Here is a 20,921-nt window from a genome sequence, read left to right as displayed (position 1 = left end):
CGTACGGGCTGCTCCCGGCGAGGGCGTCTCCCGGCGGGCTGGCCCTTCCCTCGCGGTGGGGCCGGCCCGCGGCACGGGCTCAGGACCCGGTGCCGCCCTTGTCGCCGTCCTGGGACGGGGACGTCGAGGACGAGACGGACTCCTTCTCGCCGCCCTTGGCCGCGGCCTCGGCGACCTCCCGCTCCGCCTGCTTCTTGGAAGCAATGAGGCTGGTGATCGTAGTGACGATCAGCACACCGCAGATGACCGCCAGCGAGAACGGGATGGAGATCTCGGGGACGTGCACCCCGCTCTCGTGCAGCGCGTGCAGCACCAGCTTGACGCCGATGAAGCCGAGGATCACGGACAGGCCGTAGCTGAGGTGGACCAGCTTCTTCAGCAGTCCGCCGATCAGGAAGTACAGCTGCCGCAGACCCATCAGCGCGAACGCGTTGGCCGTGAAGACGATGTACGGGTCCTGGGTCAGGCCGAAGATCGCCGGGATCGAGTCCAGCGCGAACAGGATGTCCGTGGTGCCGATGGCGAGCATGACGACCATCAGTGGTGTCAGGACGCGCTTGCCGTTGTTCCGGATGAAGAGCTTGGTGCCGTGGTACCTGTCCGCGACGCCGAACCGCTTCTCGGCGGCCTTGAGGAGCTTGTTCTCCTCCCACTCCTCCTCGTCCTCGCCGGCCCGCGCCTCCTGGATGAGCTTCCAGGCGGTGTAGATCAGGAACGCGCCGAAGATGTAGAAGACCCAGGAGAAGCTGGCGATGATCGCGGCGCCCGCGGCGATGAAGATGGCCCGCAGGACCAGCGCGATCAGCACACCGACCAGCAGCACCCGCTGCTGGAGGTGGGACGGCACCGAGAACTTCGCCATGATCAGGACAAAGACGAACAGATTGTCGACACTGAGCGACTTCTCGGTGATGAAGCCGGCGAAGAACTCTCCGGAGGACTGGCTGCTGCCGAAGACCAGCAGGCCGATACCGAAGAGCACGGCCAGCACGATCCAGACGATCGTCCAGATTCCGGCTTCCTTGATCGACACATCATGGGGCTTGCGCCCGATGAAGAAGTCGACGGCGATCAGGGCGCTCAGACCGAGAATGGTCAGCACCCAAAGAGTCAATGAAACGTCCACTGCGCCTCCGGCGTCGTACGGCTACTTGATCAGCGTCGTCGCTGCCGGAGGTCTCCTCCACCCGGTGACACCTGCCACCTCGGGCCGACGCCCCGGGACCTGTCGGTCCGTATTGACGGGCACGTCGCAGCCGGGAGTACTCCCCTCCGCTCAAGGGAGCGTACAGGATGTCCCAAGGAAAGGTAAAGCGCTCCGTAAAGGGATGTTAAAACGCGCAGGTCAACGGCCCCAGGATCGGCGTGCGGCGGTCACCTGGTCCAGCACCTGGCGCAGGATCGTGCTGCCCGGCGGCACCGCGGGCGGCTGATAGGTCCAGGAGTGCCGGACCCAGGGGTCGGCCAGATGGTCGTCGGGCACCGGGGTGATGCGCAGCAGCGAGCGCCACAGCGGGTCGAGCACCGGCCCGTACGCGCTCGCGTCCTCGCGGTCGGCGACCATCATCAGATGCACCCCGACCGAGGGGCCCTCGTCGGCGAGATAGCGCAGCTGGGTGACGGCGCGGTCGTCGAAGCCGTGCGGGAAGTCGTTGACGATGAGCAGCTGCTCCGAGGTGTCCAGATCGGGCGGGAGGGCGTCGGCCGCGCCGCCGCGCACCGCCATCGTCACCAGATCCACCCGCTGGGTCAGCCTGGCGAGCGTCTCGGTGACGCCCTGAGCGCCGGTGGCCGGCGGCGCCGCGAGGACCCCGGACTGCACCAGTGGAGCGAAGGAGGTGGCTCCGGTGCCCGCCGGGTCGATGACATGGACCGTGAAGTCGCCGGGCGGATGGACGGCGAGCAGCCGGGCCGCGTGGGTGACCGCGCAGTCCACGGCCAGCTTCCGCAGCTGAGCCTCGTCCAGCATGATCGCGGCCTCGGAACCGGCGCGCCCGCTGTCGACCCACAGACCGCGCTCCAGCGGCAGCCTGATAAGGAACGGAATGCGCAGCTCCGGGGTCTCGGGCAGCTGGAGATCGCCCAGGCGCAGCGCCATCGGGTTCTCCATGGGCACGCGGTACGCATGCCAGACGGGGTTGTCCCAGCGGGCGAAGGCGGGCGGCAGCGCGGGCTCGACGACATCGGATTCGGCGGCCAGCTGCGCGAGGTCGCGGTCGAGTGCCTGGCGGGCCTGGACGGTGAGCTGCTCGCACTTGGCCCGGGCCGCCGCGCGGGCGGCGTCACCGGCCCCTCCGATCCGGTTGCGCGGGTCGGACAGGGCCTGGTCCAGCTCCTGGTCCATCCGGGACTCGGCGAACTCGACGGCGCTGCGGTAGCTGGCGACGGTACGGGCCAGATCCTCGAACATGCCCCAGATCTGGTTGTAGAGCCGCTCCTCCATGGACCAGCCGGTCGCGTCGCCCGCGACGGGGCGCGACGGCCTCCCGGGCTCGGGGGCGGGCGCGGCCGGGGGCGGCGGGGGCGGGGCGGAGCGCCGGCGGGGGTGCGCGTAGTTGATGGGGCCGCCCGGCACGGTCGGGGTGTCGGCCGTGGCGTCCTGCTGGCCGTCGGCGGGGCCCGGCTGGGCGCCGCCCGGTCCGGCGAGCCCGTCGGCGACGGTGGCGTCCGGTGCGGGCGTCTGGTTCGGCCGGGTGCCGGAGGAGCGCCCGTAGGCACCGTCGGCGGCACTGCGCGTACGCAGCTGCGCCGGCTCCGCCCGGGGCGGGCGCGGGGTGACGGCCGCCTGGATCTCGGCGGCCCTCTCCCGGGCCCGGTCGACCCGCTGGTCGCCGAGCAGCTGCGCGAGGCCGCCCGCGTACCCCTGGCCGACCGCGCGCACCTTCCAGGCGCCCTGGCGGCGGTACAGCTCGAACGCGACGAGCGCGGTCTCGGTGTCCAGACCGGTGATGGTGAAGCTCGCCACCTCCACACCGTCCCGGCTGATGACGGCCAGGAACGGGGCCGCGGTGGCCCCGAAGTGCGCCGGGCCTCCGGTGCCCTCGGGGAGGGCGAGCAGCAGACCGACCTGGTGCACGGCGGCGGGCACGGCGTCCAGGTCGACCTTGAACCGGGGTGCCTCGGTGACACCGGTGGGAACCTCCACCCCCGGCAGCGCGGGCGCGCCGGGATGGGCGAGCCAGTCGTCCCGTACGACCCCCTGCTCGTCGGAGCAGGTGGCGCAGGCCACCATCGGATGGCCGGCGGACACCCGGATCTCCAGGCGGGTGTCGGGCAGCGGATGATTCTGCCCACGGACCAGCTCGGCCGTCATCGCCTTGTCCCCTCGATGCTGTAGTCGGTGCTCTCGTCGGGCGTGGCGCGGGTGGTCGTGGTGCGCGGTGCCCGAATGGTGGTAAGCGGTGCAGCTCCCGGTGGCCTGCCCGCCTCCGGGAGCTGCGTGTACGTCCGTCCGCACGGTGTCCTGCGGTCCTGCTCCGGCGGTGCCTACAGGTGCGGCAGGATCGCCGGCATCAGGTCCTGGAAGGTCCGGCCGTTGGCAGGGTTGCCGAGGGCGGTCATCTTCCAGCCTCCGGCCCCGCCCGGGACGCGGTGCACCTTCGCCATGATCTGCGCGGTGTAGTTGCCGCCGCCGTCGAGCGTGTAACGGGCCAGCTCCTGGCCGTTGGTCTCGTCGACGATGCGGCAGAAGGCGTTCTGCACCTCCTGGAACGTCTGGCCGGTGAAGGAGTTCACCGTGAAGACGATCTGGTCGATGTGGACCGGTACCCGCGCCAGGTCGACGAGGATGGCCTCGTCGTCCCCGCCCGAGCCGGCGCCGCCGACCATGTTGTCGCCGGTGTGCCTCACGGAGCCGTCGTCGCTGACGAGGTGGCGGAAGAAGACGACGTCCACCGGCTGCTTGTCGGCGAACAGAACCGCCGACGCGTCGAGGTCGATCTCCTTGGTGCGCGAGCCGAACAGACCGCGGCGGGCGGCCGCCTGCCAGCCGAGCCCCATCCGCACTGCCGTGAGAGTGCCCCCGTCGCTCTTCTGCAGGCTGATGGCCTGACCCTTGGTCATATTGACCGTCACGCGCTGTCCCCTTCTCGATTGAGTGCCCCGCCCATATGAGCGGCTCATCAGCACCCTACGCAGTCGCGTCAACGGTGCGGCACAAATGGCCGGTTTTTGTGTCGGTCTTGCAACACAGCAGGTGCCCGGGCCCCCGCCCCCGGATCCGGGGCACCCGAAACACACCGGTGCCCATGATTCAGGAGAGGCCCGCCTCCTTCATCTGGCGCAGTTCCTTCTTCAGTTCGCCGACCTCGTCACGCAACCGCGCGGCCACCTCGAACTGGAGGTCGGCGGCCGCCGCCCGCATCCGCTCGGTCATCTCCTCGATGATCCCGGCCAGTTCGGACGCGGGGCGGTCGGTGAGCAGCTCGCCCCTGGTGCCGGACGCGCCCGTCCGGGCGACCGGCGCCGGGGCCTTGGCTCCCCTGCCCGGCTTCTCGCCCTTGGGCCTGCGGTAGTCGGTACCGAGCAGTTCCTCGGTGTCGATCTCCTCGCGTGCGATGGTGGCGACGATGTCGTTGATCTTCTTGCGCAGGGGCTGGGGGTCGATGCCCTTCTCGGTGTTGTACGCGATCTGCTTCTCGCGGCGGCGGTTGGTCTCCTCGATGGCCTTCTCCATGGCCGGGGTGATCTTGTCGGCGTACATATGGACCTGGCCGGAGACATTGCGCGCCGCGCGGCCGATCGTCTGGATCAGGGAGGTGCCGGAGCGCAGGAAGCCCTCCTTGTCGGCGTCGAGGATGGCGACCAGGGAGACCTCGGGCAGGTCGAGGCCCTCCCTCAGGAGGTTGATGCCGACCAGTACGTCGTACTCACCGGCGCGCAGCTCCCGCAGCAGCTCCACCCGGCGCAGGGTGTCGACGTCGCTGTGCAGATAGCGGACCTGGATGCCCAGTTCGAGGAAGTAGTCGGTGAGGTCCTCGGCCATCTTCTTGGTGAGGGTGGTGACCAGCACCCTTTCATCCCTCTCCGTACGCAGCCGGATCTCGTGCACCAGGTCGTCGATCTGGCCCTCGGTGGGCTTGACGACGACCTCGGGGTCGACCAGGCCGGTGGGGCGGATGATCTGCTCCACGAACCCGTCGCCGCGGGAGAGCTCGTACGCCCCCGGGGTGGCCGACAGATAGACCGTCTGCCCGATCCGCTCGGTGAACTCCTCCCACTTCAGCGGCCGGTTGTCGAGCGCCGACGGCAGCCGGAACCCGTGGTCGACGAGGGTCCGCTTACGGGAGGCGTCGCCCTCGTACATCGCGCCGATCTGGGGGACCGTGACATGCGACTCGTCGATGACCAGCAGGAAGTCCTCGGGGAAGTAGTCGAGGAGGGTGTTGGGGGGCGAGCCGGGGTCGCGTCCGTCGAAGTGCATCGAGTAGTTCTCGATGCCGGAGCAGGAGCCGATCTGGCGCATCATCTCGATGTCGTACGTGGTGCGCATCCGCAGCCGCTGGGACTCCAGGAGCTTGCCCTGCTTGTCCAGCTCGGCGAGCCGCTGGTCCAGCTCCTTCTCGATGTCGTCGACCGCCCGCTCCAGCCGCTCGGGGCCGGCGACGTAGTGGCTGGCGGGGAAGACGTAGAGCGACCGGTCCTCGCTGAGGATCTCCCCGGTGAGCGGGTGGAGCGTGGACAGGGCCTCGATCTCGTCGCCGAACATCTCGATGCGGACGGCCAGCTCCTCGTAGACCGGGAAGATCTCGATGGTGTCGCCGCGGACCCGGAAGGTGCCCCGGGCGAACGCCGTGTCGTTGCGCGTGTACTGGATGTCGACGAAGCGGCGCAGCAGCTGGTCGCGGTCGATCTCGTCACCGACCCGGAGGGGGACCATCCGGTCGACGTACTCCTGCGGCGTACCGAGGCCGTAGATACAGGAGACGGAGGCGACCACGACCACATCGCGCCGGGTCAGCAGGGAATTCGTCGCCGAGTGGCGCAGCCGCTCCACCTCCTCGTTGATCGAGGAGTCCTTCTCGATGTACGTGTCCGACTGGGGGACGTACGCCTCGGGCTGGTAGTAGTCGTAGTACGAGACGAAGTACTCGACCGCGTTGTTGGGCAGGAGCTCGCGGAACTCGTTCGCCAGCTGGGCGGCCAGGGTCTTGTTCGGCGCCATCACCAGCGTGGGGCGCTGGAGCTGCTCGATCATCCAGGCGGTGGTCGCCGACTTGCCGGTGCCGGTGGCGCCGAGCAGGACGATGTCCTTCTCGCCCGCGAGGACACGGCGCTCCAGGTCGGCGATGGCCGTGGGCTGGTCGCCGCTGGGCTGGAAGGGGCTGACGACCTCGAAGGGCGCCACCGTACGTTCGATCTTGGAAACGGGCCGCATGGATCCACCGTACGACCCCCCACTGACAACCGGGATCCCGAAGCCGTGCGCGGGCCCCGGGACGGGCGGCCGGCCGCGCGACCGTGCCTGGTCAGACGGCCGGTGACGCCCCTTGCCGAGGTCACCAGCCGTCGGAGCGCGGAGTCCCCTCGTGCATCGAGGGATCGGTCGCCCACCCGGCGGGAGGACGGGTCCCGAGCGTCAGTCCGGCGCCCCCGGCGGGGATTCCGGGGGCGGCTCCCTTCCCGACGGGCTTCTGCCACTCGGGTTCCCCCATCACCAGCATCGGGTCGAACATCACCACGACCCCCGCGAGCAGCAGGAAGATCACGGGCCCGAGCATCATGGGCAGCAGCAGGGAGGTCGCCGACTCCCCGACGCCCGCGGAGGTGGGCACTCCATGAAGATGGACGCTGACTCCGGCCATCCCCGTGTAATGCATTCCGGTCACCGCGACGCCCATCACCAGACTGGCGCCGAGGCTCGCCAGGAACCCGTGGACCGACACGGCCGCCCAGAGGGCCGCGGTGGCCGCGAAGACGGCGACCAGGACGGAGAGGACGACGGCGAGGGTGTCGTAGTTGATGCTTCCCTGGAGCCGCATTCCGGCCATTCCGAGGTAGTGCATGGAGGCCACGCCGAGTCCGGTGATCGTGCCTCCGGTGACGAGGGCCATCGGGGTCGCGCCGCGATATCCGACGATGAAGATCCCGATGCCGACCATCACGATGGCGACGGCGAGACTGGCGAAGGTGATGGGGCGGTCGTAGGTGATCGGGACCTCGTCGACCGTGAAGCCCATCATGGCGATGAAGTGCATCGTCCAGATGCCGGAGCCGATCGAGGTGGCCCCGAGGGCCAGCCAGCCCGCCTTGAACGAGTCCCTGTTCCGTACCGACCTCGTCGTGCAGCGCAGCCCGAGTGCCGCGCCGAGAGAGGCCATCGCATAGGCGGCTACGGGCGTGACGAGCCCGTAGGAGAAGCCGTCCATGGTTCCCTGCATGAGTGTGGTCCTTGCCCTTGAATCCCGCAGTCCTGGTCGTGATTGCGCGATCCCCCGATGGAACGTGTGTTCAGGGGGTGAGGGTATGACCCCGAAAGGGTTTGGCAAACATGCGGGCGGAGATTTATCTCCACAGAAGCCATCACGTGACGCGTTCTGTGCGCATTCATTCACATATCTGCCACTCGTTGACTGCTCCTCATTGGCCGACAACTGCCACGCTCGGCACATCCGTAACCCGGCTTCCAGAGGAGTCAAGGTGTACGCACGTCCTGTCGCAGCAACCGCCGCCGTTCTGGGTCTCGGCGCGGCACTGTTCTCGGGCCCGGCGGCCCAGGCCGGCGAAAGGGACCGGACCGCGCCCGTCCCGGACGCCCGGCACGGCGAACCGCTCGTCATCGCGCACCGGGGCGCGTCCGGCTACGCGCCCGAGAACACCCTCGCCGCCGTCGACCTCGCCGACCGCATGGGCTTCGCCTGGGTCGAGAACGACGTCCAGCGCACCAAGGACGGCGAACTCGTCGTCACCACGACGACACGCTCGCGCGCACCACGGATGTGGAGGAACGGTTCCCCGGACGTGCTCCGTGGAATGTGCGGGACTTCACCGCCGCCGAGATCGCCACCCTGGACGCGGGCGGCTGGTTCGGCCGGAAGTGGGCGGGCGCGCGGATTCCGACGCTGGAGCAGTATCTGAACCGGGTCGACCGCAACGGCCAGAAGCTGCTGCTGGAGATCAAGCGGCCCGAGCTGTACCCGGGCGTCGAGAAGGACACCCTGCGCGTCCTGGGCGAGGAGGGGTGGCTGGACCGCGGGCACGTCCGGCACAAGCTGGTCGTCCAGAGTTTCGGCGCGGACAGCGTCAAGGCCGTGCACCGGCAGCGGCCGGATGTGATCACCGGCTTCCTCGGCACCCCCGCGGTCGCCGATCTGCCCTCGTACGCGGCCTTCACCGACCAGATCAACCCTGCGGCCTCCACCATCACGGCCGACTACGTGGCGTCGGTCCAGCGGCTCAAGGGCGCGCACGGCAAGCGGCTCCAGGTCCACACCTGGACCGTGAACGACGCCGCGGGCGCGGCCCGGGTGGCCGGATTCGGGGTGGACGGGATCATCACCAACAACCCGGATGTGGTGCGCGACGCGGTGGGCTGACCCGGCCCCGGAAGCGGTCGCGCGGGCGATGTCAGTGCCCGGTCGTACGGTGGTTCGCATGAAGAGCTTCGAGTGGACCGTCCTGGGCACCGGCATCGGCCCGCTGCTCCTGGCCGCGACCGGCGAGGGGCTCGTCTGCGTGGTCTTCCATGCGGACGCGGGCGTCAGGGACCAGGCGCTGCGGCAGCTGTCGGGGCGTCTCGCCGCCGAGCCCGTGCAGGATGCGACGGGTCTGCTCGCCGAGCCGATACGCCAGCTGGAGGCGTACTTCGCGGGTGAGCTGCGGGAGTTCTCGCTGCCCCTCGACTGGTCGCTCTCCGGCGGATTCAATCGCGAGGTGCTGCGGGAGCTGACGGCCGCGGCCCCCTTCGGCACGGTCGTCGGGTACGGCGACCTGGCCGCCCGCGTCGGACAGCCGGGCGCCGCCCAGGCCGTGGGCGCGGCCATGGGGTCCAATCCACTGCCGGTGGTCGTGCCGTGCCACCGCGTGGTGGAGACGGACGGCAAGCTCGGCGGCTTCGGCGGCGGACTGGAGACGAAGCGCAGGCTGCTCGCATTGGAAGGTGTCCTTCCGGAACCGCTGTTCTGAGGGGCCGTCACACACGGTGCGCGAATTCCTGTGCGCGGCGCCGGCCTGCGCTGTACCGGCCCGTCGCACGGCGGGGCATGCGGCAACCCTTTGTGCGGCGCCGGGCCGCGTGCGGCAACCCGTCGCCCGGCACCGGTTTGTCGCGCGGCGGCACGGGGCACCGGCCAGAGGGCGTACGCCGGGCTTCCGGGGTACGGGCGGACAGCCGATGCCGTCCTGGCGTCGGCGGCGGCCGGTGGAGCGATGCCCTGCCGACGCTGCTGCCCTGTCCGGGCCGGTGTCAGCCCGGCACCGGCGCAGGAGACGCGGAGGCGGGAGCCAGGAGGGCGTTTCATTGAGGCTTGAACGAGCTGGCAGACTGCGCACGTGAGCACGGACCCCGACGCACCTGACATATCCGATGCCGGTGCCGTGGAACCCGGCCATGTCACCGCGCCTCCGGGTTCCACGGCACCGGCTCCCGGGGTGACGGGCGGGCAATCCCCGGCGGGCCCCGCGTCGTCCGCCACCGGGTCCCCCGGCTCCGCTCCAACGGAAGGACAGGTTCCCGAGGACGCGCTGCCCGCGCTGCGCCGCCGGGTCACCTCGGTCCTGGTGATCAGCCAGATCCTCGGCGGCCTCGGGATGGCCACCGGGGTCGCCCTCGCGGCCGTACTGGTGCGGCAGGTGACCGGGTCGGACGCGCTGTCCGGGCTGGCGTCCACCGCGTCCGTCGCCGGAACCGCTCTGCTGTCGATGCCGCTGGCCGCCCTGATGACCGCCCGGGGGCGGCGCCCGGGCCTGGTACTCGCCTATGTGATCGGGGCGCTGGGTGCGGGCGTGGTCGTCCTCGGCGCCATCGTCGAGAACTTCCCGCTGCTGCTGGTGGGACTGGCCGCCTTCGGCGCCGCGTCGCTGGCCAACCTCCAGGCCCGGTTCGCCGCAGCCGATCTCGCACTGCCCGAACGGCGCGGGCAGTCGATCTCCACCGTGGTGTGGGCGACCACGATCGGGGCGGTCCTCGGCCCCAATATCGCCGCTCCGGCGGGCCGTAGCGTCGCATGGCTCGGTGTCCCGTCGGCGGCCGGACCGTTCGTCTGGGCAGCGGGAGTGTTTCTGCTGGCCGCCGTGGTGCTGCAGACGCTGCTGCGGCCCGACCCGCTGCTGACGTCCCGCGCGCTGTCCCCGGCCGACGGTTCGCCTCGGGAACGCTCACTGAGTGCCAGTGTGCGTGCCGTGAGGGAGTCGCCGACGGCCGTGCTCGCCCTGGTCACCATCGCCGTGTCCCACACGGTGATGGTGTCGGTCATGTCGATGACCCCCGTCGCCCTGAGCCACCACGGCGCGGGCATCGAACTGATCGGTCTCGTCATCAGCGGCCATATCGCGGGCATGTACGCGTTCTCCCCGGTGATGGGCCGACTGGCGGACCGGGTCGGACGGCTGGCCGTGATCGGGCTCGCCGTCGCCCTGCTCGCCCTGGCCGCGCTGCTCGCCGGCACGGCGGGGCCGAGCCATGCCCAGAACGCGGCCGGGCTGTTCCTTCTCGGACTCGGCTGGTCGGCGGGGGTGGTCGCCGGTTCGGCGCTGCTCACCGACTCCGTGCCGCAGCCCGCCCGCGCGCCCGTACAGGGACTGTCCGATCTGGTCATGAACGCATCGGCGGGCGTGGGCGGCGCGCTCGCGGGACTGATCGTCGCCCAGGCGGGCTACGGATGGCTGAATGTCATCGGCGCAAGTCTGCTGCTGCCGCTGGCAGCCCTGACGGTACGCAGGTCGCTCGGCTGAGGGTTTGGGCCGCTGTTCCCCGTGCCAGGGATGGGACATGCTGCTCACCGACGTATCAGAGGAAGTACAGGAAGCGCTCGCCGCGCACCGGCCCGTGGTGGCCCTGGAGTCGACGATCATCGCGCACGGTCTGCCGCGCCCCCGCAACCTCGCCGTCGCCGCCGAACTGGAAGGGCTCGTACGGTCCGGGGGCGCCGTCCCCGCCACGATCGCCGTGCTCGACGGACGGGTCCGCATCGGCCTGGACAAGGGCCAGTTGGAGCGGGTCGCGCGGGACGACGACGTACGCAAACTGGGCCACCGGGATCTCGCGCCCGCCCTCGCCACCGGGGCGAGCGGGGCGACGACCGTCTCCGCGACGGCGTTCCTGGCATCACGTGCCGGGATCCGTGTGTTCGCGACCGGCGGACTCGGCGGCGTGCACCGCGAGTGGACCCATTCGCAGGACGAGTCGGCGGATCTCCGGGTGCTCGCGGGGACCGGGATCACCGTGGTCTGCGCGGGGGTGAAGTCCGTACTGGACGTTCCCGCGACGCTCCAGCGGCTGGAGACCCTCGGCGTGGGGGTCGTCGGGTTCCGGACGGATCGGTTCCCCGGCTTCTATCTGACGTCCTCCGGGGAGCCGGTGGACTGGACCGTCGACTCCCCCGAGCAGGTGGCGGAGGTGATCCACGCCCGGAAGGCCCTCGGCGGCCCCGAGTCGGCGCTGATCGTCGCCAACCCGATCGCCGAGTCGGAACAGCTGGACCCCGCCCTCCACGACCGCGTCCTCGGTGAGGCCCTCGACGAGTGCGCGGAACGCGGCATCGTGGGCCAGGCCGTGACACCGTTCCTGCTGGACTTCCTCGTACGCCGCACCAACGGCGCGTCACTGGAGGCCAATGTGTCGGCGATCCGGGGCAATGTCCGCCTCGCGGCCCAGGTCGCGGCGGCCCTGTGAGCGGCACGGGGACCACCGCGCCGGTCCCGGCGGACAGCGGCTCCGGTCGCACGGGCACCCGGCCGGGGCCCCCGGCCCCCGCGGACGGCGGCTCTCCGGTTGAGGACTCCGGGCGAAGGGACGCCCGGCCCGGCCTGCGCCCGTACGAAGGGCTCCCGTACGAAGGGCTCCGGCGTGGACGCCCCGTGCCCGAGCGCCCCCGGTACCCCGAGCTCTCCGGGCATGGTGATGTCCGGAAGGGCGTTCCCCACACGGCCTCCCGTGACCACGGGAACCCGCCGGCCGGACCCGTCGCCCACCCGGACCGTGCTCGCGCAGACCGGGAGACACAGGGTCACGCAGGCCCGGATCACGGAGGCGGTGCGGACACATCGGCCCGCGCACCCGAACACGGGAGCCTTCCCCAAGGACAGCCGGCGGTCCCGGCCGGGCATGGACTCGCGGAGCCCCGGCTCCCGGTCGCCGAGACCCTCGGCCCCGCTCCCGCCCCCGGTGGTCACCCCGCCCTCCTGGTTCTCGGTGAGGTGATGACCGATGTCGTCGCCCGCCACTCCACGGCCCTGGCGCACGGCACGGACACCCCGGCCCGGATCCGTATCCTCCCCGGGGGCGCGGGGGCCAATGTCGCCTGCTGGGCGGCGCGCCGGGGGCAGGGGAGCGTACGGCTCCTGGCGCGGGTCGGCCGCGACCAGGCCGACTGGCACACGGAGCACCTCCGGGCCGCCGGGGTCCACTCGCTGCTGGTAACCGATGACACCGCGCCCACGGCTACGGTCATCGCCCTTGTCGACGCGACCGCCGAGCGGACCTTTCTCACCGACAGCGGGACGGCGCTGCGGATCTCGCCCGCCGACTGGTCGCCCTCCCTGCTGGACGGTGTCGCCCACCTCCATCTCTCCGGCTATCTGCTCTTCGCGGACGCGAGCCGCCGACTCGCCGGGCTCGCCCGTACATCGGCCCGCGCACACGGGACACCGGTGAGCGTGGACCCCGCGTCCACCGGCTTCATCCGGACCCTGGGCGTGGAGCGGATGCTGTCGTTGCTCGACGGCGTGGACGTCCTCGTACCGAACGCCGACGAGGCCCGACTCCTCACCGGTCTGACCGACCCGGCCGAGGCCGCCGCCGCACTGAGCCGGCGCGTTCCGCTGACCGTCGTCACCCTCGGGCGTGAGGGCGCCTTGGTCGCCGAGTCCGGCTCGGTCACGGCCCGGGTCCGGGCCCCCGCCGTACGAGCGGTCGACACCACCGGCGCGGGTGACGCCTTCACCGGAGCGTTTCTGGCCGCCCGGCTGTCTGGCGCCGACCCGGCGACGGCGGCGGAGGAGGGCTGCCGGGCGGGCTCGGAGGCGGTGAAGCTCGTCGGCGGCCGGCCTGCTCCCCCGGCCGGCTCCCGCTCCGGCCGTTCCCCTCAGCCCATGCCTCCCCACGCCGGGTGACGCGGGTCATCGGCCCGTACCAGGACATCCGCGGCCTCCGCGGGCCCCACCTCCTTCTCGTACCGCTGGAACGCGGGCAGCGTCCAGTGCTCGCTGTCGTCCGTGCGCCGGCGCAGTGCCGCGGGCGACAGTCCCAGATGCACCGTCAGATCGAACGGGAACCAGTGCCCGAGGAGGAACGGACCGTGCAGCAACAGCACTCCGCCGTGCGGCAGTCCCGTCCGCGGGCTCCGGGTCGCCCGGTCGGTCACGGGATCCCGGAGATCGGGCAGCACCAGGCCGCTGCCGCCCGTCTCCAGGGGGCCGAACACCTCACGCCACAGAGCGCCGGTGTCGAACCAGTCGCTGTAGTACGTATCGGGGTCGTACCGCCCGTGCTCGTACCGCAGTGACGCGGGGCGCAGAAACCCGCCGGTGCCGACGACGATGCCATCGCGCCCGCGCAGCCGCAGTGCTTCCCCCACCCGTACGGCGAACTCCCCGCCGCGCGCGGCGGGGGCCCCGTCCACCCCGACGCGCACCCAGGGACTGCCGTCCCCGGCCCCGGTCTCCAGGACCTTGTCGGCGACGGCTTCGGTCAGCCGCTCCCAGGTGATCGCTTCGAGTCTCACCGGTCCATCATCGCGCGGGGCGGGCAGGCGAGCGTTCGGCGCCGGGAACCCCGCGAATCCAAGACCTCCGCCCTCGCCACAGGGAACCGGCACAGACAGATCAGGAGCAAGGAAACATTCAGGGACGTGACACCAACGTTCACAGACCGGTTCAAGCGGATCGCGCATGGGTAACTCACCCCCGGGGCAAGGGGGGATGGATCATGCAGGGATTTCCGGTCCACGAAGGTGATTCGAGCAGGCGATGACCGCGGGATCCGTCGTCGCGGCCCGACTTCGACGGGGACGCCGCAGTCTGCCGGTGTTCCTCACGCACACGCTGGCGGCCTTCGGCCTTCTGTCGGGCCTGGTGCAACTGGTGCTTCAGTTGTTCTCGCCGGCCTTCTCGGAACCTCTGCTCGTGATGACGGTCATCGTGGCTCTCAGTGCCGTATGGGGAGCAGTCCAGGCATTTCCCCCGGCGTCGGCAGCACGCTCCTTCGGCCAACCCGGAACGCAGGTGCGTGTCGTCGTGGGCGACCTGTTCGACCAACGTGGACATCTTGTCGTCGGTTTTACCGACACATTCGACACGAGCGTCGCGGACGATCTCGTGATCAGCCGTAGCAGTGTACAGGGACAGTTACTGCGGCACTGGTACGCGGGGAACCAAGAGGAACTGGACCAGGCACTGACAGCGGCGTTGGAACCGACCGCAGTCGAATCGGCCGAGTCTCGTGCGGACAAACCGAGGGGAAAGCTCGAGCGCTATCCGGTGGGCACCGTAGCGGTCCTGTCGCGGAACGGACGCAAAGCGTTCGGTCTGGCGTACAGCCGTCTGGGAAACAACCTGGTCGCCGAGTCCAGTGCCGAGAGGATCTGGGTGAGCCTGTGCCGGCTCTGGGAAGCGGTCTACGAGCACGGGCATCGCGAACCACTTGCCCTGCCGGTCATCGGCGGAGCCTTGGCGCGGGTCGACACGCTGAGTCAGGAGAACCTGCTCAAGATGATTCTGCTCTCCTTCGCGGCGGCCTCCCGGGATCGGGTGGTGACCCGTGAACTCACCGTTGTCGTAGCCCCGGCGAGTCTTCACGAGATCGACGTTCTGGAGATCCGGCACTTCCTGATGGCGTTATAGCAGATCGGTTACGAAGGGGAGCGGGCATGACAAAAGCCAAAGCATTCCTGAGCTGGTCCACCCGTGATCCACGGATCGAACCACTGGCTCAACTCTTCCGGCAGTGGCTCAGCTCCCTGTTCGAAGGGCGCGTGGATTCCTTCTTCTCCCGTGAGATCCAGCCGGGTGAGCACACGGTTCCGAGAATCTACCAGGCGCTGAATGAAGCAGACTTCGGTTTCATCTTCCTGTCGCAAAGGACGGCCGGGAGCCCGTGGGTAATCTATGAGAGCGGGTGTCTCAATCCATCGCTCCGGGCAGGTAGGGTCTTCCCCCTGCTGTTTGACCTCTCCCCGGGTGAACTGCGGGCTCTCTGCCCTCCTCTGGCGGACTTCCAGGCCGTGTCGTTGCGCAACGTTCAGGACGTCCGGCGTCTGACCGAAAGGCTCTGCCAACTCCTCGGCCTCGACGACAGTCAGGTGATCGAACTCCGCGAGAACTTCCACCGAACCTTTCCCCAGCTGGAGCGCGCGATCGCTGAAACGGTGGACAGCAAGCGACTGCTTCCCGATCGCTTTACGGGAACCTTGACCTACAACGACAACATCGCCGGGTCACGGAACTTCCAGATGCCCGGGGTATTCGAGCAGTACCAGCGCGAGCTCTTCCTCGTCGGAAACAACTTGAATTTTCTGCTCAATCTTCACAACAATGAGGAGATGTTCGGCGCACTGCTGGACTCACTGGCAAAGGATCCGTCGAAGAGAGTGCGCATCCTCATAGCCGACCTATGGGACGAAAAGATCCTCTACACATACAACAAGGTCATCTTCGGTAGCGCCCTGTCGGAGTTCTCGGGGCTCAATGACACACTCACCGACCCGGAATCGCGCTTCTACCTCGACCGATTCATCACCGCGCGAGTGGGAAGCAAGGTTCACCAACAACTGCGGAAACAATTAAGAATCAAGAAGATCGGCCTGCTCGTCGACACTTTCTGGTTCGTCGACCCGGACAACACCGCACTCTCCGGCGACCTTCTGTTCGCCCTTATGACGGCGGTCACAGGGCGGGAACGCCCTGTATTTTATGTGAATCAAGCGGAGAATCCTGGCCTCTACTCCAAATACTTCGACATGTGTCAGGCCGCCTTCGACTTGAGTTCGGACGTTCTGTGGCCCGTAGCGGAGCGGGAGCCCGGCTGACGCCGGGGCCGGATGCGAACCCGGCGCCCGCGTCGACCACATCCACGGAGGCCCACCCGGACCTGACGGTCCCGGCTCCGTCATCTCTGTCCCCCCTGTCGCCGACAAGCCCGTGGAAGTCGTCCGGTCCTCCGACCACACCGCAGTCCTCGCACACCTCGGACCCCTCACAGCAGCGCCCGCCGACCTGGCCGGCGCGAGTTGCCGTGCTACTGGTCACCACTACACGGCGGGGCGTCCGCATCGACCGACAGAGGGCTGCCCGCCGGCAGCAGACAGGTCAGATACAGCTCCACCGGCTCGCTGCCGAGATTCCGGGCGATGTGCCGGTTCCGCGGTCCGGGCGGCTCGATGAAGGCGCCCCCGGCGGAGGTCACTTCGACCGAGCAGTCCTCAAGGGTCCGTGTCAGCGTTCCCGAGGTCACGACGGCGAGAAGCTGCCCCGGGTGATAGTGCCAGCCCGTGGAGCCGCCGGGGGCGAGAGTGACGGTCCGCACGATCACATCCGTTGCGCCTTCCGCCCGCAGATGCAGCGATTCCTGCGAGACGCCCCGCGCGAGGACCGAGCCGGGGACCCCGACGCCCGGCGGGACGTCGGCCGCGGGCACACCCGAGGGCGCCGCCGGACGGACAGCCGGACCCCTCGCCCCGCGCGCCCGTCCCGTACACTCCGTGCGCCCCGCACACTCCGTGCGCCCCGCACACCCCGTGCGCCTCGTATGCCGCGGCCTGTCCGTGAGTTCCATGGAACCCTCCAACTCCGTGGCGCGGCCCCGGCGTTCCGTCGCCGACTTCCGTCCGCGCCCTTTCGCCGAACCGCCCTACGGTAGCAAGGCGAACACCGGTACCGGAAAGGGGAAACAAAGGTGAAACGCGAGCGGGCCCGGAGGGGTTGGCCAACCTCCGGGCCCTATGGTGCCGCCCATACGGCACGCCGGCACGCTTGAGGACCCGAGTCAGCATTATGTCGTCGCGTCCTGCCTTTGGACCACCGCACATCGAGCTGTGCGGGCCGGACTTGAACCGGCAATTCGACGTCCGGGGCTCGGGCCCGGTCGATCCGGCGATCGGCGGCGAATGCTGATTCTGGAGCAATAGTCTGAGTCTGACGGCGGTCTGCCTCTGCCCGGCTTGGGCTACCGCGGCCCGTATTCCGAGTGCCGCGGGGAGGATTCGAACCTCCACTGGAACCGCCTGATCACGACAAGCCTCAGTTTCAGCTTGCGCTCCTCGCGCACCCCGCCCGCTCATTGGGGCGGGGAGTTCATAAGACTACCCGTTATCCGAACAGATAGCCGAAAACTGCGTCACCCACCCTCCGGTCGGTGATCTCCGCGCCATTGGCTTCCTCGCGCGCGAACTTCACGGCCTGCTGGAGCTTCTCGACCCGGTCCAGCAGTTCGTTCACCCGCCGGGCCGGAAGCGCACCCGAGAACTTCACCGTGGTCCAGTAGCCGACCGGGATGTCCTCGTAGTAGACCTCGACCTGCGCGGGGTGCTTGTCGGTCGCCTCGGCCTTCACATGGTTGCGGGGGACCTTCTTGGTGCGCAGCGTCCGCACGGCGTCCGTCTTCCACGCGTCGGTCGACGGGTCCTGCGTCCACGACTCCGAGGCGTCGAGCACCGGCAGCTTGCGTACGAAGGTGTTGATGTCCGTCAGCTGCTTCTCCAGGAAGAGAAGGTACGCCACCGGCACCTCCCTCACCAGCGCCTGTCCGTCCACGGTGATATCGGCACGGGCGGAGCAGTTGGCCCAGTCCTTGGTGGCGGTGACATCGAAGAGACGGGTCAGGGTCTTCGCCGTCTCACGGAGCACGTCCTCGGCCTTGACCTGCACCCGGGTGGACTCGGACGGCAACTGCTCGCCCTCCTCGTCCTTCGGCTGGTACGTCCGCGAGATCCCGGCGAGCAGCGCGGGCTTCTGGAGGCCGTGATGGGCGGACGTGAGGTCCTGATGCGCCTTGGACTTGACGCCCTTCTCCACTGCGATGATCTGATTCAGCTTTGCCACACGCTCAAGCTAGCAAAGCCGCAACGGGTGTTCGAGTCATTTTCCGGGACCCTCGGATACTTCGAAACGTCCGGCGCCTGACGATGCTCGCAGCCCGCCCGCACCACATCTCGGGAGTACGCACGATGGAGACAGCCGTCATCGCCGTCATCGGCACGCTGCTCGGCTCGATGGTCACCCATGTACTCCAGGGCCGGACGAGCGACCGCGCCTCGGAGTTCAGCCGGGCCGAGCGGCTGCGCCAGGAGCGGATCTCCGCGTACAGCGCCTTCGCGGGAGCCCTGGTCGACTACCGGCGCGGCCAGAACGACCGCTGGTACCGCGCACGGGAATCCCCCGGCACTGCCGCGGCCGAGGACTCCCGCATCGACTCCTACCGGCTGCGCTCAGGCGCTCATCAGGCGCTGATCCGGGTGCAGCTGGTGTGCGACGACGCCCAGGCGCTGGCACTGGCCGTCTCCGCCTTCGACGTCACGAACTGCATGCACGAGGCGGTGGACGAGGAGGACCGCTCCCAGCGTTCGGAACTGGCCCGCGAGACGCTGTCGGAGTTCATCGGGGCGGCCGCTCCCGGTGTTCGCTGAGTGTGTGCCGACAGGTGTGTACCGACAGGGCTCGGCCGCCGTCGCCCCGCCGTGCCCGTGTCCGGCGGTCCGCAGCACACGCATGTGCCCGAACCGGTGACGCCCCGGTGGCAACACGCGGACACAGCGCCGCGCCTGTGGTCAGGAGCCCGGCCCGGCGGCGGTGGCCGCCCGGGTTTCCGCCCGGGCTTCCCGGGCCGGGCGCCGATGGCCGGAACCGGTGTGCCGGCCCCGTCGGCGCGGGGCGAGACGTCAGTAGCGAACCGGCAGTTCGAGCAGTCCTCTGGCCCGTGTCGAAGGCCGATGGCGGAGTTCGTGCTCCGGGACGTCGAGTTCCAGCTTCGGGAAACGCTCCAGCAGGGCGGTGAGCGCGACCTCGGTCTCCAGACGGGCCAGGGGCGCCCCCAGGCAGTAGTGGATACCGTGTCCGAGCGCCAGATGGCCCGCGGTGTCCCGGTCCGGATCGAGCCGTCCGGGCTCGGGAAAGCGGCCCGGGTCGCGGTTGGCCGACGACAGGGAGAGCAGTACGGTCTCGCCCTTCGGGACGGTCACCCCGCCGATCGTCATGTCCTCGACGGGAAAACGGCGCAGCGCCAGCAGCGCGGGCCCCTCGTACCGGAGGAACTCCTCCACCGCCGCCCCCATCCTGCCCGGATCGGCCCGCAGCGCCGCCAGTTGCCCGGGGTGGCGCAGCAGCGCGAGAGTCGCGTTGCCGATCAGCTGGACGGAGTTCTCGTATCCGGCGAACAGGATCAGGAAGGCGAGGGACATCAGCTCGTCCTCGCTGAGACGGTCGGTGCCGTCCGGTCCGGACTCCTCCCGGGCGCCGATCAGCGCGGACAGCAGATCGTCGCCCGGCCGGGCCCGTTTGTGCGCGAGGAGTTCGGAGAAGAAGCCGACCACGGCCGCCATGGCGTCCCTGGTCCGGCCGGGGCCGGCCGGATCGGGCATGAGCAGCGCGTCGGTCCACTCGCGGAAGTCACGCCGGGAGTGCGGCGGCACTCCGAGCAGCTCGCAGATCACGGTGATGGGCAGCGGAGCGGCGTACGCGGCGACGAGGTCCGCCCGCCTCTCCGCCGCCATGCCGTCGAGGAGGTCGTCGGCGATACGGCGGACGGGCTCCCGCAGTTCCTCGATCCGGCGCGCGGTGAACGCACGGGAGACCAGCCGTCTGATCCTGGTGTGATCGGGCGGGTCCATGTTCAGCAGATTCGCGTCCAGGGCGGGCGGCAGCCCGAGTCCCTTGTAACCCCCGGGCGCCGAGTTCCGCTTGTCCAGCGACAGCCGTGGATCCGCGAGCCCGCGGCGTACGTCCTCGTAGCGGGTGACGAGCCAGACGGGCAGTCCGTCCGGTCCGGTGACCCGATGCACCGGCGCGGTCTCGCGGAGCCTGTCGTACACGCCGTACGGATCTGCGAGCAGTTCGCCGGTCGGGTCCTCGATCGTCATGGGGCCACCCTGGGAATCGTCATGGCGCCACCCTAGATACCGGGCCGTTCACGGTTGCTCCGTGAGGGAAGTCAAGCGATGATTTTGCGCCGAGATCCGGCCGGACGGTGAGAAGGTTCCCTCCCATGACAGACCGCCCACTCCTCCTCCTCGACGTCGACGGCCCGCTCAACCCGTTCGCCGCTCGTCTGCCCCGCCTGCGCGGCTACACGACCCACCGTCTGCGCCCCACGGTCTGGCTGTCCCGTCAGATTCCCGGTTCCCGCCGCCACCGGCGCGGCCTGCGGGTCCGTCTCAACGCGTCACACGGGCCGCGGCTCACCGGACTCCCCTTCGAACTCGCCTGGGCGAGCGCGTGGATGCACGAGGCCAACACCCTGATCGCTCCCGGTGTCGGTCTTCCCCCGGATCTGCCGGTGGTCGAATGGCCGGAATCCTTCACCGCCGACCCCGACGGTCTGCTCTGGAAGACCCGCCCGGTACTGGAGTGGGCGGCGGGGCGGCCCTTCGCCTGGGTGGACGACATGCTGACCGCGCGGGACGTGGCCCATGTCGCCGAACACCACGACGCACCCGCCCTGTTGTTGCGTATCCATCCGAAGTGGGGTCTGCGGGACGACGACTTCGCCCGGCTGCGGGGGTGGGCGGAGGCACTGTGAGCCCGGCCTGCCCGGGGAAACCGGCCGCCGGGCGACC

General features: G+C 69.7%; 17 protein-coding genes and 1 pseudogene. 9 read left to right on the top strand and 9 right to left on the bottom strand.

What is annotated here, in order from left to right; genetic code table 11:
- Window positions 1–79: 79 nt before the first annotated feature.
- The 5 genes from ACIBCM_RS03245 to ACIBCM_RS03225 form a co-directional block, all read right to left on the bottom strand.
- On the bottom strand, window positions 80–1,126 hold the full coding sequence (locus tag ACIBCM_RS03245; protein WP_399239550.1) for a TerC family protein: 1,047 nt from the start codon (window positions 1,124–1,126) through the stop codon (window positions 80–82).
- A 219-nt stretch (window positions 1,127–1,345) separates the two neighbouring features.
- A complete protein-coding gene (locus ACIBCM_RS03240; protein ID WP_399239548.1) occupies window positions 1,346–3,313 on the bottom strand; it encodes a TerD family protein in 1,968 nt (655 codons plus the stop codon).
- 173 nt (window positions 3,314–3,486) lie between these two features.
- The gene (locus ACIBCM_RS03235) at window positions 3,487–4,074 is read right to left on the bottom strand and encodes a TerD family protein (protein ID WP_399239546.1); all 588 of its coding nucleotides are present in this window, start codon (window positions 4,072–4,074) and stop codon (window positions 3,487–3,489) included.
- A gap of 178 nt (window positions 4,075–4,252) precedes the next feature.
- Window positions 4,253–6,376, bottom strand: coding sequence for an excinuclease ABC subunit UvrB (gene uvrB, locus ACIBCM_RS03230; protein ID WP_399239544.1), 2,124 nt, complete (start codon window positions 6,374–6,376; stop codon window positions 4,253–4,255).
- Between the two features lie 121 nt (window positions 6,377–6,497).
- Window positions 6,498–7,379, bottom strand: a complete 882-nt coding sequence (locus ACIBCM_RS03225; RefSeq protein WP_399239542.1) for an MHYT domain-containing protein — start codon at window positions 7,377–7,379, stop codon at window positions 6,498–6,500.
- 259 nt (window positions 7,380–7,638) lie between these two features.
- On the opposite strand from ACIBCM_RS03225, the pseudogene ACIBCM_RS03220 reads away from it, so the two are divergent.
- From ACIBCM_RS03220 to ACIBCM_RS03200, 5 genes and pseudogenes are all read left to right on the top strand, one after another.
- A pseudogene (locus ACIBCM_RS03220) lies at window positions 7,639–8,534 on the top strand (glycerophosphodiester phosphodiesterase).
- A gap of 58 nt (window positions 8,535–8,592) precedes the next feature.
- Window positions 8,593–9,123, top strand: a complete 531-nt coding sequence (locus tag ACIBCM_RS03215) for a methylated-DNA--[protein]-cysteine S-methyltransferase (RefSeq protein ID WP_399239540.1) — start codon at window positions 8,593–8,595, stop codon at window positions 9,121–9,123.
- Between the two features lie 558 nt (window positions 9,124–9,681).
- Window positions 9,682–10,890 carry an MFS transporter gene (locus tag ACIBCM_RS03210; protein ID WP_399239841.1) on the top strand — a complete coding sequence of 403 codons (1,209 nt, stop codon included), beginning with the start codon at window positions 9,682–9,684 and terminating at the stop codon, window positions 10,888–10,890.
- A 37-nt stretch (window positions 10,891–10,927) separates the two neighbouring features.
- Window positions 10,928–11,830, top strand: coding sequence for a pseudouridine-5'-phosphate glycosidase (locus ACIBCM_RS03205; protein WP_399239538.1), 903 nt, complete (start codon window positions 10,928–10,930; stop codon window positions 11,828–11,830).
- A gap of 527 nt (window positions 11,831–12,357) precedes the next feature.
- A complete protein-coding gene (locus ACIBCM_RS03200) occupies window positions 12,358–13,269 on the top strand; it encodes a carbohydrate kinase family protein (protein WP_399239536.1) in 912 nt (303 codons plus the stop codon).
- Here the strand turns inward: ACIBCM_RS03200 and ACIBCM_RS03195 are convergent.
- Window positions 13,242–13,880: a uridine kinase gene (locus ACIBCM_RS03195; RefSeq protein WP_399239534.1), complete on the bottom strand. Its 639-nt coding sequence runs from the start codon at window positions 13,878–13,880 to the stop codon at window positions 13,242–13,244. The two genes, ACIBCM_RS03200 and ACIBCM_RS03195, sit on opposite strands and share 28 nt — an antisense overlap.
- Before the next feature lie 301 nt (window positions 13,881–14,181).
- Between ACIBCM_RS03195 and ACIBCM_RS03190 the strand changes: the two genes are divergently transcribed.
- Window positions 14,182–14,997: a macro domain-containing protein gene (locus ACIBCM_RS03190; RefSeq protein WP_399239532.1), complete on the top strand. Its 816-nt coding sequence runs from the start codon at window positions 14,182–14,184 to the stop codon at window positions 14,995–14,997.
- A gap of 26 nt (window positions 14,998–15,023) precedes the next feature.
- Window positions 15,024–16,181, top strand: coding sequence for a toll/interleukin-1 receptor domain-containing protein (locus tag ACIBCM_RS03185; RefSeq protein ID WP_399239530.1), 1,158 nt, complete (start codon window positions 15,024–15,026; stop codon window positions 16,179–16,181).
- 209 nt (window positions 16,182–16,390) lie between these two features.
- Here ACIBCM_RS03185 and ACIBCM_RS03180 read toward each other — a convergent pair whose 3' ends face one another.
- On the bottom strand, window positions 16,391–16,789 hold the full coding sequence (locus ACIBCM_RS03180; protein WP_399239528.1) for a cupin domain-containing protein: 399 nt from the start codon (window positions 16,787–16,789) through the stop codon (window positions 16,391–16,393).
- Window positions 16,790–17,460: 671 nt separating this feature from the next.
- Window positions 17,461–18,192, bottom strand: a complete 732-nt coding sequence (locus ACIBCM_RS03175) for a hypothetical protein (RefSeq protein WP_399239526.1) — start codon at window positions 18,190–18,192, stop codon at window positions 17,461–17,463.
- A gap of 125 nt (window positions 18,193–18,317) precedes the next feature.
- Here ACIBCM_RS03175 and ACIBCM_RS03170 point away from each other — a divergent pair, with 125 nt between their 5' ends.
- The gene (locus ACIBCM_RS03170) at window positions 18,318–18,776 is read left to right on the top strand and encodes a hypothetical protein (protein WP_399239524.1); all 459 of its coding nucleotides are present in this window, start codon (window positions 18,318–18,320) and stop codon (window positions 18,774–18,776) included.
- A 252-nt stretch (window positions 18,777–19,028) separates the two neighbouring features.
- Here ACIBCM_RS03170 and ACIBCM_RS03165 read toward each other — a convergent pair whose 3' ends face one another.
- Window positions 19,029–20,225 (bottom strand): cytochrome P450, encoded by a 1,197-nt coding sequence (locus ACIBCM_RS03165; RefSeq protein WP_399239522.1) that lies wholly within the window; start codon window positions 20,223–20,225, stop codon window positions 19,029–19,031.
- A 125-nt stretch (window positions 20,226–20,350) separates the two neighbouring features.
- On the opposite strand from ACIBCM_RS03165, the gene ACIBCM_RS03160 reads away from it, so the two are divergent.
- The gene (locus ACIBCM_RS03160; protein WP_399239520.1) at window positions 20,351–20,884 is read left to right on the top strand and encodes a hypothetical protein; all 534 of its coding nucleotides are present in this window, start codon (window positions 20,351–20,353) and stop codon (window positions 20,882–20,884) included.
- Window positions 20,885–20,921 lie beyond the last annotated feature (37 nt).

It is taken from the genome of Streptomyces sp. NPDC051018, from assembly GCF_044456085.1.
In the GTDB taxonomy this organism is placed as follows: Bacteria; Actinomycetota; Actinomycetes; order Streptomycetales; family Streptomycetaceae; genus Streptomyces.
The sequence above is the reverse complement of the archived record's forward strand: the minus strand, read 5'-3'. Positions and strand labels throughout refer to the sequence as shown.

Bases quoted from the DNA above. Each gene is read 5' to 3' on its own strand.
- uvrB (WP_399239544.1), bottom strand. From the start codon at position 6,376: ATGCGGCCCGTTTCCAAGATCGAACGTACGGTGGCGCCCTTCGAGGTC.
- ACIBCM_RS03200 (WP_399239536.1), top strand. From the start codon at position 12,358: ATGACCGATGTCGTCGCCCGCCACTCCACGGCCCTGGCGCACGGCACG.
- ACIBCM_RS03225 (WP_399239542.1), bottom strand. From the start codon at position 7,379: ATGCAGGGAACCATGGACGGCTTCTCCTACGGGCTCGTCACGCCCGTA.
- ACIBCM_RS03185 (WP_399239530.1), top strand. From the start codon at position 15,024: ATGACAAAAGCCAAAGCATTCCTGAGCTGGTCCACCCGTGATCCACGG.
- ACIBCM_RS03170 (WP_399239524.1), top strand. From the start codon at position 18,318: ATGGAGACAGCCGTCATCGCCGTCATCGGCACGCTGCTCGGCTCGATG.
- ACIBCM_RS03240 (WP_399239548.1), bottom strand. From the start codon at position 3,313: ATGACGGCCGAGCTGGTCCGTGGGCAGAATCATCCGCTGCCCGACACC.
- ACIBCM_RS03160 (WP_399239520.1), top strand. From the start codon at position 20,351: ATGACAGACCGCCCACTCCTCCTCCTCGACGTCGACGGCCCGCTCAAC.
- ACIBCM_RS03215 (WP_399239540.1), top strand. From the start codon at position 8,593: ATGAAGAGCTTCGAGTGGACCGTCCTGGGCACCGGCATCGGCCCGCTG.
- ACIBCM_RS03205 (WP_399239538.1), top strand. From the start codon at position 10,928: ATGCTGCTCACCGACGTATCAGAGGAAGTACAGGAAGCGCTCGCCGCG.
- ACIBCM_RS03165 (WP_399239522.1), bottom strand. From the start codon at position 20,225: ATGACGATCGAGGACCCGACCGGCGAACTGCTCGCAGATCCGTACGGC.